The organism is Nodosilinea sp. LEGE 06152 (genome assembly GCF_015207525.1).
Lineage (GTDB): Bacteria > Cyanobacteriota > Cyanobacteriia > Phormidesmidales > Phormidesmidaceae > Nodosilinea.
Genome location: NZ_JADEWR010000004.1, coordinates 40,732 through 55,624, shown reverse-complemented (window position 1 = coordinate 55,624; position 14,893 = coordinate 40,732). Strand labels below are relative to the sequence as shown.

The following is a 14,893-nucleotide window of genomic DNA, read 5'->3' as shown; positions in this document are numbered from 1 at the left end:
GTAGAAATGATGTCAGTTGCTATTACAGAAGCGATTACGACGCTGGCCGAGGCAGAGCAACGCTTCAACCTGACGAGAACGGAAGAGGAGTCGTTTTTTTCAGACTGGAATACTGACTTACCTAGCCTCAATGAAACCGAAAAGACAGGCTTAGTAGATTTGCGCCGTCGCTATTTGTACCAGCGATCGCAGGGACATTTGCTAGAAAGCACCGTACTGCTTTTGTTCGCTTCGCCACTACTGACCTTGGCTGGGTTCTATGACCCACCCTTTAGGGTTAAGGCAGAAGACTCGATTCAACTCATTCTGCAAGATTCTGAAGGGGTTTTGCAGGGGCGACTCGATGTATTAGTGCTGAAAGATCAGTTTTGGGTGGTGGTGCTAGAGTCTGAGAAGACAGCGCTTTCGGTATGGTCAGCTTTACCCCAAACCCTGGCCTACTTAGGCGCAGCTCCCCAGTCTAAGCAGCCAGCCTATGCACTAATGACCAATGGCGACGACTCTGTCTTTGTAAAGCTGCAAAAAGGTAGGACTGGGGTCTACGGTGTATCGAGAGTGTTTTCAGCGCTAACCTCCATCCACGAACTCTACGGCGTTTTGCAGATATTAAAACGATTTGGCCAAGTCATTGAGCTAGAAACCTGATTGCTAACCTATATAAGCTTTTCTAAACCCCTGGGGTGTAGCACTGGAGACTACGCCGTCGCCGCTTAGCCTGAGCCAACCATACTCCCAGATTGCCCACCGTGAAACAACGCCCGCAATGGTTTAAGCTTGGTTCTTGGTCTTTGGGTGTTGGGCTGCGATCGCGAAGCCTGGTTATTGTCCAAGCGCATCTCAAGACCCTAATAGCCCTCCTGCTAGGACTATTGCTGATCCTGCCTGTCTACCCTACCAGCGCCCTGGCCACCACCTGGTACCCGGTCGCTGAAACCAGCCAGGGCCAGCAGCAGCAATTTGTCGATCTCGACTCGGTAGAATTTTGGGGCCAAGGCCACGTGCGGGTGGGCAGTTACTACGTCGACCGCCGCTCTGGTGCACCCCAGCGCACCGACTACTTAACCGAATACGACTGCGATCGCCGCCGCTTTCGCGATGTGGAGTTCAGTGGCCCCGTTGGCAGCCGGGGTTGGATGCCCGTCGATCCCGATCCACTCAATTCGGCAGCGATGGAGTACGTGTGTGCGATCGCAGGGTCTGGGCAATGAGTAACCAATTAGACGGCCATGACCTGTACGGTCTCGCCTTCAGCAATGAATGTTTTGCCCACAGGCACGATCGCCAGGGCGTTGGTGCCCGCCAGGTTGATCAAATTACCCGAGTTGTGGCCGCCGCTGGCCAGTTCAAACTCGTAGCCCGTTGGCGTTGGGGTCAGCCTGCCCCACAGGTAGGTTTCGCGCTGCCCCCCTGCCTTGAGAGCATGGCGGGTAATGGCGGGGACAAACCCTGGCTCCCAGCCTGTAGCTAACCCCGATCGCTTGCGCAGGGCCGGGGCCACAAACCGCCAAAACGTGACCAACGCCGACACCGGGTTCCCCGGCAAGCCAAAGTACAGCGGCTCGGTTCCCTGCTGGGCTGGGAAAGTCGCCACAGTGAGGGGTTTACCGGGCTTTACCGCCACCGAGCGGATGTGCAGCGTTGCCCCCAGCTCCGCCAAAATGTCATCGACATAGTCGTAGTCGCCTACCGATACCCCCCCCGACGATACGATCACATCGGCCTGTGCCAGGGCAGTCTGAATTGCCGCCCGCAGCGCCTGGGGCTGGTCGGCCACAATCCCCAGCGGCACTGGAATGGCCCCAGCCTGCCGCACCAGAGCAGCCAAGGCATATTGGTTAGAATCTACAATCTGCCCCGGCTGTAGGGGCGTTTCGGGCATCACCAGCTCATCGCCCGTAGACAGAATTGCCACTCGGGGCTGAGGCCACACCGGCACCTGCACACACTGGGCCGAGGCCAGCACCGCCAGCTCTGGCCCGCCAATTAGCAGTCCTGACCGCATGAGCGGGTCGCCCGCTTGGCAAAAGCTGCCCCGATGGCGCACAAACTGCTGAGGTTCGGGCGCTTCTAGCACCAGCACTTGCTCGCCCTCACGCTGGGTCACTTCTTGAATGACGATGGTATCGGCTCCGATCGGCAGCATTGACCCAGTCAGAATTCGTGCTGCCTGACCGGGGGCGACGGGCTGGGTGGGCGATCGCCCCGCCGGAATGGTCTCCGTCAGCGTCAGCGCCACCGGGCTTTCGGCACTTGCTGCCTGCACATCGGCGCAGCGCACCGCGTAGCCATCCATCGCCGAATTGTCCCAGTGGGGAAAATCGAGCGGGCTGGGAATAGCTTGGGCCAAAATGCGCCCCAAGGCTGCGTCTAGAGGCACCTGCTCGGTCTCGGTGGGGAGGGCGACCAGATCGAGAATTTTGGCTTCGGCCTCGGCAGCGGGGAGCATGGGCGGGGAAAGGGTGAGGGAATGGGGACCGTGAGGTGAGGGTAATTTCTTTGATTCTGTTGGGGGAGTGCCTTGGAGTAGGCGTTACTTTGGTGCAGGCGTCGGCAAAGCTGCCCTAGATTGAGCTTGAGAACCTCAGGAGTTAAAAGTTGGGGCGGGTGATGAGGCAGCTTAAGCCCAGGGCTACGGAGCCTGCAAGGGTGGCGGCTGCAGCAGCATCGGTACCCAGGGCTAGCAGCAGGCTGTATAGACCCAGCCCCACGCTGGCTACCAGACCCAGGGGAGTCGTGAGAAAATCCCAAAACTCAAGTAGCCCTTCAAGAAACCGCAAAAACTGAAGCCAGCGGGTTAAGAATGCCATGGGTTTACCACTCAGGTAGGGTTGGCAAAGTGCTAGGAAATCAGCTTAGGGAACTGCTTCTAGAATAACTGTCATTGCCTTGACCAAAAACTTTCCTCCGAGAAGTCTTCAAAATTTTCTTAGTACAGAGCCTGCATCAGGCGTTTGCGGTAGGCCACGGTCAGCGGCTCGCGATCGCCCAGCAGCTTGAAGATGGTGAGCATGGCCTTGCGGGCACTGTCGTTGCGGTAAGTACGATCGCGTTCCACTACGCTCAAAAACCCCTCCAGAGCAGTAGCGAAATCGCCCTTCAGAGCAGCCTGAGCTGCGATTCTAAAGCTGTCATCTAGCGGTGAATCACCCAGATCCGTAAGGGATTGGCGCAGAGTGATTAGACCCCGCAGGCCATTGGCCATGTCAGTGGCGTCGCGATCGCCGGGGTCAATCAGTTCCAGATACTGGCTGGCCAAAGCATCGTCACTCTGAAGGATGTAGAGCTGAGCCGCCTTGAGCAGGATCCGACTATTGTTGGGGTAGCGGGTCAGTAACGTGGTCAGGGCCGAAAGAACCTCGGCGGGGTCGCCAGTGGTGAGGGCCGTATCGAAGGCCGCCAGGTCTTGCTCCAGGCTCGACTGCAGGCCTAGCCCGGTCAGCAGCTCGCGCAGCTGTGGCTCGGGCAGCACCCCCACAAACCCCTCCTGCACCTGCCCCTGGGTCACTATGCGCACATCGGGCACCCCCTCCACCTTGAAAGCCTTGGCCAGTTCGGGGTTGGCGTCGATATCTACCTTGGCCAGGGTAAAGTCGTACTCCTGGGCCAGCTTTTCGAGCAGGGGCTTGAGCAACTGGCAGGGGCCGCACCAGGTAGCAAAGAAATCGATCAGCACCGGCTGCTCAAACGAGGGTTGCAGCACCGCCTGATCAAACTCGGCCTGGTTCACAACAATAGATTGTCCCATCGGTACCTCAGCGGGGGCGAATAAACAGGTCGTATAGCGACAGCAGCACTTCGATCACAATCAGCAGCACCACGTACCACTCTAAGCGCAGGCCCGTCTGCTGCCGCTGCAGATCGAGCACCGTTTCAGCGGTGCGGCTGACCAGGTCGAGCTTGCGCTCCAGGGCCGAATGGCGATCGCGAATTTCGTACTCATCCTCAAGGCGCTGATACAGCAAGTCCAGCTCCGGATATTCCCACAGCAGCTCGGGTTTATCAATAATTTCGACTCGCCCCACAATTTTGTGCTGAATGGTCAGCGTCTGGCCAATCTGTTTGAGCAGCTGATCGCCCCGCACCCTAATTTGGCGCTGGTGCTGCAGCTCGGCGGCATAGGGCTCAATGCGATCAAAGACCGCCGCCGCCCCAATTTCGTAGTGGGCCAGCACCACACTTTTGGCCATCACATCGGCCACTAGCTGTAGCCGCAGATCGTCTAGCGACGACAGAAAAATCAGACCGTCCTGCACCTTGCCGCTGCTGATTTCGGCCAATCGAATGGTAGCTGCCTCGGTTTCGGGCTGCTCAAAGGGGGCCTGAATGTAGGGCGCTAGGGTGGCAATAAACCCTCGTTCCGCCGCCTCCGAGAGGCCAAACAGCACCACCGCTCCGTAGCTCAACAGCACCCCCTGGCCCTCTTCGCCACCCGGCTCGCCAATCGACACCATCAGCAGGGCTGGTAGGGGAGCTTGAATTTGTCTTTGCTGAGCGATCGCCCTTAGGTCAATGCTCTGGCCCAAAAAATAGGCGCGTACGGTGATATCAGTGCGGGGGGTGGGGGCCGCTACAGCCGCCGCTGAGTTTACGGTAGTCATAGGTAAAGGTAAAAATAAAGAAAGCCGAAGCTATACAGCCATCCCAGCCGCTAAATTTCAATAGGTCAAACCGTGTTTAGAACTGTTGCAGAACACCTTCACGGCGGCAATGTTTCATACATCCCATCGTAGGGTATGTTAGAAAACTGGCATGACTTACATTAGGTAGCTATGCGGCAGTACTCCAGCATTCCAGGTTGGTTGCTCTGCCACTGTGGCCCAGTGCCAGGTTTTCCCCCCCAGCCTTGCTTACGGCAGGCGGGCTATTGTGGAGTAGGGCCGCAGCCATGAAGCGCGTGGTATTCATTCTTGGGGTTTTAGACGACGACGACGTTGACTGGTTGATTGAGGCTGGGCAGCGACAAGAGCTTCAGCCGGGGCAAGTGCTCATTCGCGAGGGCGAACCCTGCGAACACATCTATCTTATTTTAGACGGTGGCCTAGAGGTTTCCGTGGCGGCCCTGAGCGACCAGCCCATTGCCCATCTGGCCACTGGCGAAGTAGTGGGTGAGATGTCGTTTGTCGATAGTCAGCCGCCCTCAGCGACGGTATCGGCCCTAGCGCCCAGCATTGTGCTGGCTATTTCCTGCGCTCAGCTGCGCCACAAACTCCAGCAAGACATTTGGTTTGCCTCTCGGTTCTACCGCGCTCTGGCCATTTTGCTCTCTAGTCGTCTGCGCAGCACCGTCAAGCATCTGCAGGGAGAACACTGGCGACCGGTCGCCAGCCTCAACGACGCTGGTCTAGACGAAATGAACGACATGCTCTCCATTGGCGGCATTCGCTTTGACTGGATGCTCAAGCGCCTGCGCGACGTCAACTCCAATCCCTGGGAGGAGTTAGAAGTAGACTCTGCCGATTGATTACAAAGGCTAGCAACCAGTCAGCCACCTAGGAAGGATTCTGCTACCATTCAGGCAATGGTAGGAATGGGTAAACTAAGGGCAACCGTCGGTTTACTTTCAGGGTCGTTTTCCTCGGTAGCGGTCAGCTCACGCCAGTCGGCTGGGTGGGCCAAAGGGCACAACATCTGCGCAATGTCATAGATTGCCAACAAGGGCTACTACGGCGGTGAAAGCAGGGTAAGATGACCACCTACTAAGCCGCCAATCAGCTTTGTGTTCCCTACCAAGTTCCCTACCAAATCGATTCTGGGCTCCGTTTTTGCAAGTGTCAGAGCATGCCACTCCATACCAAACTTAGTAATATTCTCATTGTTGAAGACAGCAAAGGCCGTCGAGAAATTGTTTTAGACGGTTCGGTGTACTCCATTGGGCGCGACCCAAAGTGCGATATTCGGCTGTCGTCGCAGTTTGTGTCGCGGCACCACGCCACCCTGGTGCAGCTGCCCAAAGACGACGATACTTTTTATTACCGTATCGTAGACGGCAACTTGAAGGGCAAACCCAGCGCCAACGGCATGCTGATCAACGGGCGCAAGCTCCAGGCCCACGACCTTAAAAACGAGGACGAAATCGTCTTTGGCCCCCAGGCCCGCGCTATTTACTATCAGCTCAAGCGCGACAGCCAGTCTACCCTCCCCCCCGACGAGTTTGATATCACTCTAATCAGCCCCAATATGGTTGAAGAGGGTGAAGAGGATGGGACAGACTTGGACGACGATACAGAGATCTAGGCCTGCCCATTGAGGAGGACTTTCACGTTTGCTGGTACTGGATTATGCACGCCAGTCTAACAACAGCAAATGACCTAGACCAGAGCTACAATCGCTTGGTTGACGGCGCTAAACACCTGCTCGCAGTGGTTGTCGTGCCTGAGCGGTAGCTCTTCGTTTTTGACTACAAGATTGACGCAGCCAGACCCTGCAGCTACGGTAGGTTGGTTAATCAGCACTTCGATTGTCGTGAGCTGGGAGAGCGACACTCGGCCGGGCTGCTCTTTGGCGACTAAATAATCGCCGTTTTCGTAGACCATGTGCAACCCAAAGGCTTGCAGCGAGCTGATGATAGCGTCTCGCAGCCGAGAAGTTGTCTCGGGAACAGGGAGAGAGTTTGTATAACGGGCCATAGGCGTCCTTTGCTGAGACCGTAACAACTATTGCTCAGTGCCAGGTCGATGGCGACTCGTGTTTAGTTCCCCAACGAACCCACTTGACCCAGAACGTGGCAAATCCTGGGTTTGTATCCTTATGTATAGCATAATTTTTGTGGAGGGTCAGGGGTGCGGTCTTGTAGCTGAGGCGACAGGTCTTGCTTGTAAGCTTGAGGGGGCAACTACTAGAGTATGGGCCAATGCCGGGTAAACTGCTGGTTTTTGAAGGGGTAGAGGGCTGTGGTAAATCGACTCAGCTGCAGATCTTGCACGCTGCTTTGCTAAAACACGACAGCCTCCAGCAGCTCCAGCGACGGAGCTTGATTTCCCAGGTTTTGGCTACGCGTGAGCCAGGGGGTACAGAGCTGGGTCTGGGGTTGCGCCAGCTGCTGCTGGGCGATCGCGGTGGGGCTTCGATGGCGAGCCGGGCCGAGCTGTTGCTGTATGCTGCCGATCGCGCCCAGCATGTCGAAGAGGTAATTAAACCCGCACTGGCCGAGGGCTGTTGGGTGCTGTGCGATCGCTTTATCGACTCCACCGTGGCCTACCAGGGCTACGGCCGCGGTCTAGATTTGGGGCTGATCGACCAGCTCAACCAGGTGGCCACCGGGGGGCTGGTGCCCGACCTCACCCTCTGGCTCAGGCTCGATGCCGAGGTGGGCTTAGCCCGCACCCGCCAGCGGGGAGCCGCCGATCGCATGGAGCAGGCCAATCTGGCCTTTCACCAGCGGGTGCAGGGGGGCTTTGAGGCACTGGCCCAGCAGCACCCAGACCGGGTTGTGGCCATTGACGCAGTGGGGTCTGTAGAGGCTGTCGCTGCCGAAATTTTTGCCGTTGTAGAAGGGTATTTGCAGCAGTGGTACGCCCCCAGTTTGACGGCCTAGTGGGCCAAGCGACCGCTGTGGCCCTGCTCTGCCGCGCGATCGAGCAGCGGCGGGTTGCCCCCGCCTACCTGTTTGCTGGCCCCCACGGGGTGGGGCGGCGGCTGGCAGCAGAGCAGTTTGCGGCAGTTCTCTTTGCCCCTGATGCCGAGAATCCATCCCCCACTCTTAGCCGTCGGATTGCCCAGCGCAACCACCCTGACCTGCTGTGGGTGGAGCCCACTTATCTGCACCAGGGCCGACTGATCGGGGCATCTCAGGCGATGGAGGAAGGGATTAGCCGCAAAAGCCCGCCCCAAACCCGCCTGGAGCAGGTGCGCCAGATTGCTCAATTTTTGGGTCGCCCGCCCTTAGAAGCGCCGCGCGCCGTGGTGGTGATTGAGGCCGCCGAAACGATGGCTGAAGGAGCCGCTAACGGACTGCTTAAAACTTTAGAAGAACCGGGTCAGGCCACTATCATTCTGCTTGCCCCCGGCCCCCAGGCGCTGCTGCCCACCCTGGTGTCGCGCTGCCAGATGATTCCCTTTCAGCGGCTGAATGCGACGGATATGGCGACGGTGCTTGAACGGGTGGGACAGGAGGAAGTGCTCCAGCAGCCCCAGATGCTGGCAATGGCCCAGGGTAGCCCGGGGGGGGCGATCGCGGCCTACAATCAGCTCCAAACTATCCCCGCTGACCTACTCACCGCCCTGCACCAGCCCCCTCGCACCCTACGCGATGCCCTCGACCAGGCCCGCCAGGTAGCCAAGGCCCTCGACACCGAAGCCCAGCTCTGGCTGCTTGACTACCTGCTCAACTGGTACTGGCAGAACTACCCAACCGAGAGCCAGCTCTGGCTGCTCAAACTTGAAGCCGCCAAAAGCTACCTGCGCCGCTTCGTGCAGCCCCGCCTGGTATGGGAAGTCATGCTGATGGATTTGGTAAAGCCGTAAAAAATCTACAAATCAGCGCATTGTTGCCAATGTTTAGTGCTATTGACTAATTGGAGTTTCTATCTTGAACAAGCTTTTCAGGCAACGTTTCGATGAGTTAGAAGCTCAAGCCATTCAAGTTGAAGCTTCTAAATCAATGCACCACAATGAAGGATTTGGTAGTCGTGAATACGTTGATGATGATTTTTTCTCGAACTGGAAAGTAAAAGTTAAAGACCTCCTATCAAAAGTTTGCGGTGAAGAATCTCAGTACTTTCAGCAGTTTGAGACAAAAGAGACTGGCATACTTTATGAAACGAACTACGATATCTTTAAAAGTCTAAAGGCTATCTTCTTGGCGGCAAAGGAAGATTTCGAAGGTGGATATCTTTCGTCGATGAGAGCGCTTGTTCAGGCGGAGGTTTTTGACTCTGAACTTGAACAAGCAAATGAATTGTTAAATAGCGGTTACTCTACGGCAGCGGCTGTCGTGGCGGGAGTTGTATTGGAAACAGCACTGCGAGAGCTATGTGAAAAGGAAGGTATTTCAGTTGCAAGGCTAGATAAGATGAATGCTGATCTAGCTAAAGCTGGTGTATACAATAAGTTTATACAAAAACGAATAACTGCCTTAGCAGATATACGAAATAGTGCAGCTCATGGCAAACCTAATGAGTTTGCAGAGGACGATGTGATTGACATGATTAAATATGTCAATCAATTTCTAGCAAATTATCTAATAAGTTAACATGCATAGGCAATCCGCTGAGTAGGCCGGAAAGTGTTTTACACCGAGTCCAGCTTGGGAGCGGCAATTTGCCCAAAGACAGAGCTCCACTTCTGAACTTGGATGAGGTTTAGTCTCGTGGGGTGCATTCGCGCAGCAATGCACCTCAGGAGTTTGTACTAATCTTCCTCCACCATCAGTCGCCAGCGGATGGTTTGGGCGGTGACGCTGTCGATTTCGCCCAGGCGCACCTGCACGGTTTCGCTGGTGACGGGGCCGAGGGCGGTGAGCAGGGCGCGCAGGTGAGGGGTGCTTTCGCCGCTGTCTACAAAGACCCGTTCTGCTAACTGGTTGAGGCGCTTCCAAGCGGTAAAGAGTTTGACGGCGGTTTGTTCGATTTGAGCGGCCTGGGCCACCATATCTGCTGCAGAGTTGAGGCAGCCCACCCGCAGGGCTTCTTCGAGGGCGAGTTCGAGGTCAATGCCGCTGGCTTCAAGCAGTTGTACCTGGTTGGCGGAGGCCAGGTATTTGGAGAGGTAACGGGCCTCAGCGGTGACCTGCTTGAGGGTGTCGAGGTCGGGGTTTAGCTCGACCTCGGTTTTGAGGGTGCTCTGGTGGACGGCGGGCAGCTTCTCCATCTCCTTGACCAGGGGCGCGATGTAGCGGGTAGGAATGGTGTTGTTGGCGGCTTTTTCCCGCAGGGTTTCGGGAATCAGATCGGAGGTCATGGCGGCCCACTCATTGGCCACCTGGCGCACTTCGCGGCGGGTGATGTGGTCGCCCTTGCGGGCGGAGTCGCTGACGAGCTGCTGCACTTCGGGAGCCGACTTGGCGGTTTCGACAAAGGCGCGCTTGCTGAACTGGTTGACTTCCTTGGGGGTGAGCATGCCCGCGTCGAGCAGCTGGTCGGCGCTCTCGGCTAGCTCGATTAGATTGTAGGCGTGGCTTTTGGTAATTTCGCGGTCTTTGAGCCAGTTGAGAAAGCCGGTGCCGCGCCCGTCGCCGCCGCGCTTTTCGCGATCGCGCACCGTCCGCAAAATTCGCCCGCGCCAGATATCGGTTTGCAGATCGAAGCGATCGCACACCTGCCAGGCGGCTTCCATCTGCTGATTAAACTCGTAGTCAGAGAGGTTTTCGTCGTTGGGGTCGGGCAGGGCAAGGGGCAGCTCTCCCGCCTGCATTGCTGACTCAATTGCCTCAGAAGAATAGGGCATTGCCGCCGTCATACCGTTGATACCACACGCACAGGCTGTCCATTCTCCCACGTCTGCCCGCGTTAAGGGTGCGATCGGGCTCAATGAGTTCTGGGCTGCGGGTGCGGTGCCGGGCGCAGGGGCTAACGTACCCGCATCATGGCTTTAGCAGCGAATTGGGACTAAATTAAAAACAAAGTTTGGTACCCTTTGCCAGAGAGGGGCAAAGGCAGGCTAGTCAAGCGGGAAAACTGAGCAGATGAGGGCAACCGCACTGCATCAGGTTCTGCCCCTGTGCCTCTGCTGTCACCCCGTGGGGTCAATTAGCTGCTCCATGGACTTTCAACTTAACCTTTCCTTTGGTGTGCTCGCCCTTACGGCGGTGATCAACGTGCTGGTTGCCAGTATGGCCTGGCAGCGGCGGGGGGCAACGCTGGCACGCACCTATTTTTCGCTCATGATGGTGGCGGCCACCTTTTACGCGGTGGTAGCCGCTATGGAGGCAGGGTCGGTGGCGATCGCCGACAAGATTTTTTGGTCTACGCTGGAATACGTTGGCACCGGCGGTATTATCGTTTTCTTTCTTTTGTTTGCTGAGGCGTTTGCCCGCGAGCGATCGCGCTTTAGGCCTAAGCAACTGGTGCAGCTCAGTTTCTGGCCCCTGTTCAACGTTATTTTGGTGGCCACAAATAGCTGGCACCATTGGGTCTGGACTGCGGTTTTGCCAGGCCTACCGCCCAGCACTAGTGCTGTTTACGAGCACGGCCCTGGCTATTTTTGGATCCTTAGCTGCATTTATCTGTACGGTCTGCGGAGCTTTCAGCTGTTGGCCCACGCCACCTTTCGCGGTGGACCTTTACGACGGCGGCAGGCGCTGTTTTTGCTGCTGGGGGCGCTGTTTCCCTATGTCAGCGGCGCACTCTATTCTTTAGAAATCACCCCCGCTGGCCTAAACCTTACCCCGATGTCGTTTATGGCAACGGGGCTCTTTTTCTTTTGGGCACTCTTTCGCATGGGTGCGTTTGATGCCGTGCCCATTGCCCGCGAAATGTTAATCGAGCATTTGCAGGACGGTGTTATTGTTGTCGACTTGCAGCATCGGATTGTTGATATCAACCCCCAGGGGCGATCGCTGACAAGTCTAAAGGGCGACTGCCTGGGGCGATCGCTCCACTTAGTTCTGGCCGATTTTCCAGAACTTTTGAACAACTATGACCACGGCCTAGAAACACCCTTTGGTCTTTGGCTAAACTCTCAACCTCTGCTCTATGCCACTGTTCAAATCTCGCCCCTGAGCGATTACCAGGGCCAAATTCACGGGCGGTTGCTCATACTGCACGATATTACTAAGCGTTACCAGGCAGAGGTAGAACTGCGCCAGGCCAATGACCGCCTTCAACATCAGCTAGAAGAGATCAAATTTCTGCAGGCCAGCTTAAAAGTGCAGGCCAGACATCAGTTGACCGGACTATTCAATCGCCACTACCTCAGCGAGATTTTACCCAAAACCCTACAAAAGGCAGAACAGGCGGGCTATTCAGTAGTCTTTGTCATGTTTGATATCGACCACTTTAAGCACATCAACGACACCTTTGGGCACCGAGTGGGCGATCTGGTACTCAAGTCTTTTAGCCAAATTCTTCTACAACAGATGGAGGCGGATGATATTCCGTTTCGGCTCGGTGGTGAGGAGTTTTTGGTCGTGTTTCCTGGGCTAGCGCTGAATGCTGGTCAGCAGCGAGCCGAGGCCATTCGCCGGACATTTGAGACCTTGTCAGTTCCCTGGTCAGGGGCCGAGGTGAAAACGACTGTATCTGGCGGTGTCGCCATTTTTCCCAACCAGGGCATCAATGACGATGACTTGCTCCACGCCGCCGACCTAGCGCTCTACGAGGCTAAAAAAACAGGGCGTAACCGAATTGTCTGCTCCGGCAGCCTGCACTGCTAACCCATTGAGCAGTCAATGCCTGGAGCCATAGTTAAATTTTATAGAGGGCGCATAAATAACTGAGTGAAGTAATAGGTGCTGCCCCTCTGCCAGACGCCGACTCCTGTTTCGGTAAAGCCCGATCGCAGAATGTTCTCCCGGTGTCCGGGGCTATCCATCCAGCCCTGCACGGCTAGGGGGGCAGGGTCGGGGGCGTTGGTGCTGGTAAACAAATTTTCGCCCACCATCGTGTAGGGAATATTGGCGTTTGATACCCGTTGGGCTGGCCCATCACCGGCTGGGCTGACGTGGCCAAAAAAGTTTTCGTCCGCCATCCGCTGGCTATACTGGCGCGCTACCTGAGCCAGTGGCCCATTGGGCTGTAGTGGGTTGAGACCTTCCTGCTGACGAATCTGGTTGATGCGTTCGTAGACCAGGGTTTCCATGGCGGCGGCCGCCGCCGACTGAGCTGCTTCGGCGTCTGGTGCAGCGGGGGGCTCTCGCCCAATGCGAGTGATCGGCGGAATGCGTTCAACCAGTTGTTCTAGATCAGTAGCCAAGTCGGTGGGCTCGCAACCGACCAGGGCTAGGGCGATCGCCATAAAACCGACGGCTTGCAGCACCTGGGCAGACCGACCTTGGGCAGAATTCTTTGGAAAAGGCATGGGCGGCAGTTTGAATCGAATAGCCCTGGCCATTCCTGGGAGGACGAGCACGCCGCACCAGGGTATGACCAGGGCTGTTTTTAAGAGTTTAATCTGTGTAAATTGGTGGCCGCGTTACCCACCGCTGCTGAGCCGTTCGACAATGGCCTGTTGCAAGGCGGGGTCTTGCTGCGCCTGGGCTAAAATTTGCTCAAACTCTTCGACAGTCAACTCTTCAGCCACGATCGCGGCCTGCATGTCCTCGCGAGCCCCTTCCCTCAGGGTGGCGACCTGGGCGGCGGCGGCGGCAAACTGCTCAGCCTGCTCGGCGGGCACTTCGGCAGCAGTTTCGGGTGACTGCTGCGACTCAGCGATCGCATTGTAGTCGTCTACCGTGAGCCCCTCGGCCTCAACGGCGGCAACCAGTTCGGCCTGTACCGATTGCTGAATGGTCTGAATCGCTTGATAGGCGCTGACAAAACGGTCAATTTGGCCCTCAGATACCTCCATCGCGGCGGGCTGTTCGGACTGAGCGGGGGCTTGGGTGGGGGCCTCTTGGCCCTGGGCGATCGCAGCCGCAGGCACACCGAGCATGAGGGTGGCGGCCAGCAGACTCTTGAACAGGGTTGACGGTTTCATAGCGATTATCCTCGCAATATCATCAGCCGCAAACTTCGCTGAGAAAGTTTGCAGCGGGCGCTGGCGTAACAGCGCCCATGGGTTGACACCCTATGGGGCAATCATGGCTGCGCTATGACGGTCATGTGACGATGGTGTGACAGCGGTGCGAGCTGCCGCCCCAAGTTCTCCCCAATTTCCTCAAGTTCTTTCCCACTACTTAGAAACGCCACTGGGTTAGGACAGGTCCGGTGTAGGGGGCATTGCACTGCAATGTCCCTACCGGAGGATTCCGCCTATTAAAGTTAAAGTGTCCTAACTAAATAAACTGCGGCAGTATCGAATCGGTGCCCCTGGTTTCTAGGCCTCACTCCAGGTGGCAAAGGCTGACTATGCCTTAAACTGTAGGGGCAGATCAAAAGCATTATGTAGCCATGATTTTTCCTGGGGCTCCGGTTACGGTCGTTAACGTCAACGATACTTACTACGGTTTTCAGGGCCTGGTGCAGCGCATTACCGACGGCAAGGTAGCGGTGCTGTTTGAGGGCGGCAACTGGGACAAACTCGTCACCTTTAATATGTCGGAACTGGAGCCAGTGAGCTCCGGCAAGCGGCGCTAGCCATGCGGTTGCCCCTGCCCCAGACCGCCGCCCAGGCGCGTCAGCCCGATCACATTGCCGAAGTGATTGAGACGGCGACCACCGAGTTTTTGGCCCAGTGTCTAGAGCCAGAAGCCCTGGCATTTTCGGCTATGCCCCCCTTTGGCAGCTGGGTCACCGCCGTCGATGAGGAATCGGGCAACACGATCTACGGCGTGGTGTATCACGCCACCACCAGCCCCATTGACTCGGTGCACCGGGCGCGAGCGCTGGGCCTGTCGCTGGAGGATCTGCGCCAGCAGCAGCCGCAGATCTTTGCCATGCTCAAGACCGAGTTCAAGGCCGCGATCGTAGGATTTCGCGCCCCCGATCTGGCCGGGCAGCCCCTGGGGCCGCTGTTTCAGCACCTGCCGCCGCGTCCACCCCAGGTGCATCAGGCGGTGTACTGCTGCACCTCTGAAGCGGTAATTGAGTTCACTGAACAGCTCGATTTTTTGAGAACGCTGCTGGCCATGGGCAGCGCCCCAGTAGATAGTCTGGTGGCGGCGGTGCTGCGCCAGGGCTACCAGCTGCGCAAGCTCGATCGTTCCTGGCTGGTAGCTGCGGGCCGCACCTTGAGCATTTTTTTGAAAGATGACTACGATCGCCTGCGAATCATTCTGGGGCAGGTCTACGCGTGAGGCCTAAGGTTCAAGGTGTAAGGCTCAGGGCAAGGAACCTATTTTTCCCTTAAACTCTACCCG

18 protein-coding genes are annotated in these 14,893 nt (G+C 56.8%); 10 read left to right on the top strand and 8 right to left on the bottom strand.

What is annotated here, in order from left to right; genetic code table 11:
* Nucleotides 1–6: 6 nt before the first annotated feature.
* Entirely contained in the window at nucleotides 7–645 is a 639-nt protein-coding gene (locus IQ265_RS07510) for a type I restriction endonuclease subunit R (protein ID WP_194052097.1), read from the top strand.
* Nucleotides 646–869: 224 nt separating this feature from the next.
* Nucleotides 870–1,208 (top strand): hypothetical protein, encoded by a 339-nt coding sequence (locus IQ265_RS07505; RefSeq protein WP_194052095.1) that lies wholly within the window; start codon nucleotides 870–872, stop codon nucleotides 1,206–1,208.
* An 8-nt stretch (nucleotides 1,209–1,216) separates the two neighbouring features.
* On the opposite strand, the gene glp is transcribed toward IQ265_RS07505, so the two are convergent.
* The 4 genes from glp to IQ265_RS07485 all read right to left on the bottom strand — a co-directional run bounded on the left by glp (nucleotide 1,217) and on the right by IQ265_RS07485 (nucleotide 4,598).
* Nucleotides 1,217–2,446 carry a gephyrin-like molybdotransferase Glp gene (gene glp, locus IQ265_RS07500; protein ID WP_194052094.1) on the bottom strand — a complete coding sequence of 410 codons (1,230 nt, stop codon included), beginning with the start codon at nucleotides 2,444–2,446 and terminating at the stop codon, nucleotides 1,217–1,219.
* Nucleotides 2,447–2,588: 142 nt separating this feature from the next.
* Nucleotides 2,589–2,807 (bottom strand): hypothetical protein, encoded by a 219-nt coding sequence (locus IQ265_RS07495; protein WP_194052092.1) that lies wholly within the window; start codon nucleotides 2,805–2,807, stop codon nucleotides 2,589–2,591.
* 119 nt (nucleotides 2,808–2,926) lie between these two features.
* Nucleotides 2,927–3,745 carry a tetratricopeptide repeat protein gene (locus tag IQ265_RS07490; RefSeq protein ID WP_194052090.1) on the bottom strand — a complete coding sequence of 273 codons (819 nt, stop codon included), beginning with the start codon at nucleotides 3,743–3,745 and terminating at the stop codon, nucleotides 2,927–2,929.
* Nucleotides 3,746–3,752: 7 nt separating this feature from the next.
* A complete protein-coding gene (locus tag IQ265_RS07485) occupies nucleotides 3,753–4,598 on the bottom strand; it encodes an RMD1 family protein (RefSeq protein WP_194052088.1) in 846 nt (281 codons plus the stop codon).
* A gap of 287 nt (nucleotides 4,599–4,885) precedes the next feature.
* Here IQ265_RS07485 and IQ265_RS07480 point away from each other — a divergent pair, with 287 nt between their 5' ends.
* Together IQ265_RS07480 and IQ265_RS07475 are read left to right on the top strand one after the other, a co-directional pair.
* Nucleotides 4,886–5,461: a cyclic nucleotide-binding domain-containing protein gene (locus IQ265_RS07480; protein WP_194052087.1), complete on the top strand. Its 576-nt coding sequence runs from the start codon at nucleotides 4,886–4,888 to the stop codon at nucleotides 5,459–5,461.
* Between the two features lie 317 nt (nucleotides 5,462–5,778).
* Nucleotides 5,779–6,234, top strand: a complete 456-nt coding sequence (locus IQ265_RS07475; protein ID WP_194052085.1) for an FHA domain-containing protein — start codon at nucleotides 5,779–5,781, stop codon at nucleotides 6,232–6,234.
* 74 nt (nucleotides 6,235–6,308) lie between these two features.
* Here the strand turns inward: IQ265_RS07475 and IQ265_RS07470 are convergent, their stop codons facing one another.
* Nucleotides 6,309–6,626 (bottom strand): hypothetical protein, encoded by a 318-nt coding sequence (locus IQ265_RS07470; RefSeq protein ID WP_228037693.1) that lies wholly within the window; start codon nucleotides 6,624–6,626, stop codon nucleotides 6,309–6,311.
* Between the two features lie 224 nt (nucleotides 6,627–6,850).
* Here IQ265_RS07470 and tmk point away from each other — a divergent pair, with 224 nt between their 5' ends.
* The 3 genes from tmk to IQ265_RS07455 all read left to right on the top strand — a co-directional run bounded on the left by tmk (nucleotide 6,851) and on the right by IQ265_RS07455 (nucleotide 9,190).
* Nucleotides 6,851–7,534 (top strand): dTMP kinase, encoded by a 684-nt coding sequence (tmk, locus tag IQ265_RS07465; protein WP_194052083.1) that lies wholly within the window; start codon nucleotides 6,851–6,853, stop codon nucleotides 7,532–7,534.
* The gene (locus tag IQ265_RS07460) at nucleotides 7,507–8,463 is read left to right on the top strand and encodes a DNA polymerase III subunit delta' (protein WP_347404927.1); all 957 of its coding nucleotides are present in this window, start codon (nucleotides 7,507–7,509) and stop codon (nucleotides 8,461–8,463) included. Before tmk ends, IQ265_RS07460 begins: the two co-directional genes overlap by 28 nt.
* Before the next feature lie 64 nt (nucleotides 8,464–8,527).
* The gene (locus IQ265_RS07455; protein ID WP_228037692.1) at nucleotides 8,528–9,190 is read left to right on the top strand and encodes a DUF4145 domain-containing protein; all 663 of its coding nucleotides are present in this window, start codon (nucleotides 8,528–8,530) and stop codon (nucleotides 9,188–9,190) included.
* A gap of 158 nt (nucleotides 9,191–9,348) precedes the next feature.
* On the opposite strand, the gene IQ265_RS07450 is transcribed toward IQ265_RS07455, so the two are convergent.
* Complete coding sequence (locus IQ265_RS07450; RefSeq protein WP_228037691.1) at nucleotides 9,349–10,383, bottom strand: hypothetical protein; 1,035 nt, start codon at nucleotides 10,381–10,383, stop codon at nucleotides 9,349–9,351.
* 313 nt (nucleotides 10,384–10,696) lie between these two features.
* Between IQ265_RS07450 and IQ265_RS07445 the strand changes: the two genes are divergently transcribed.
* Entirely contained in the window at nucleotides 10,697–12,310 is a 1,614-nt protein-coding gene (locus IQ265_RS07445) for a histidine kinase N-terminal 7TM domain-containing protein (protein WP_194052081.1), read from the top strand.
* A 38-nt stretch (nucleotides 12,311–12,348) separates the two neighbouring features.
* On the opposite strand, the gene IQ265_RS07440 is transcribed toward IQ265_RS07445, so the two are convergent.
* Nucleotides 12,349–12,954, bottom strand: a complete 606-nt coding sequence (locus IQ265_RS07440) for a CAP domain-containing protein (RefSeq protein ID WP_228037690.1) — start codon at nucleotides 12,952–12,954, stop codon at nucleotides 12,349–12,351.
* Nucleotides 12,955–13,068: 114 nt separating this feature from the next.
* Nucleotides 13,069–13,572, bottom strand: a complete 504-nt coding sequence (locus IQ265_RS07435; protein WP_194052077.1) for a DUF4168 domain-containing protein — start codon at nucleotides 13,570–13,572, stop codon at nucleotides 13,069–13,071.
* 413 nt (nucleotides 13,573–13,985) lie between these two features.
* Between IQ265_RS07435 and IQ265_RS07430 the strand changes: the two genes are divergently transcribed.
* Both IQ265_RS07430 and IQ265_RS07425 read left to right on the top strand, forming a co-directional pair.
* Nucleotides 13,986–14,171: an NAD(P)H dehydrogenase subunit NdhS gene (locus IQ265_RS07430; protein WP_106873072.1), complete on the top strand. Its 186-nt coding sequence runs from the start codon at nucleotides 13,986–13,988 to the stop codon at nucleotides 14,169–14,171.
* A 2-nt stretch (nucleotides 14,172–14,173) separates the two neighbouring features.
* A complete protein-coding gene (locus IQ265_RS07425; RefSeq protein ID WP_194052076.1) occupies nucleotides 14,174–14,830 on the top strand; it encodes an HAS-barrel domain-containing protein in 657 nt (218 codons plus the stop codon).
* Nucleotides 14,831–14,893 lie beyond the last annotated feature (63 nt).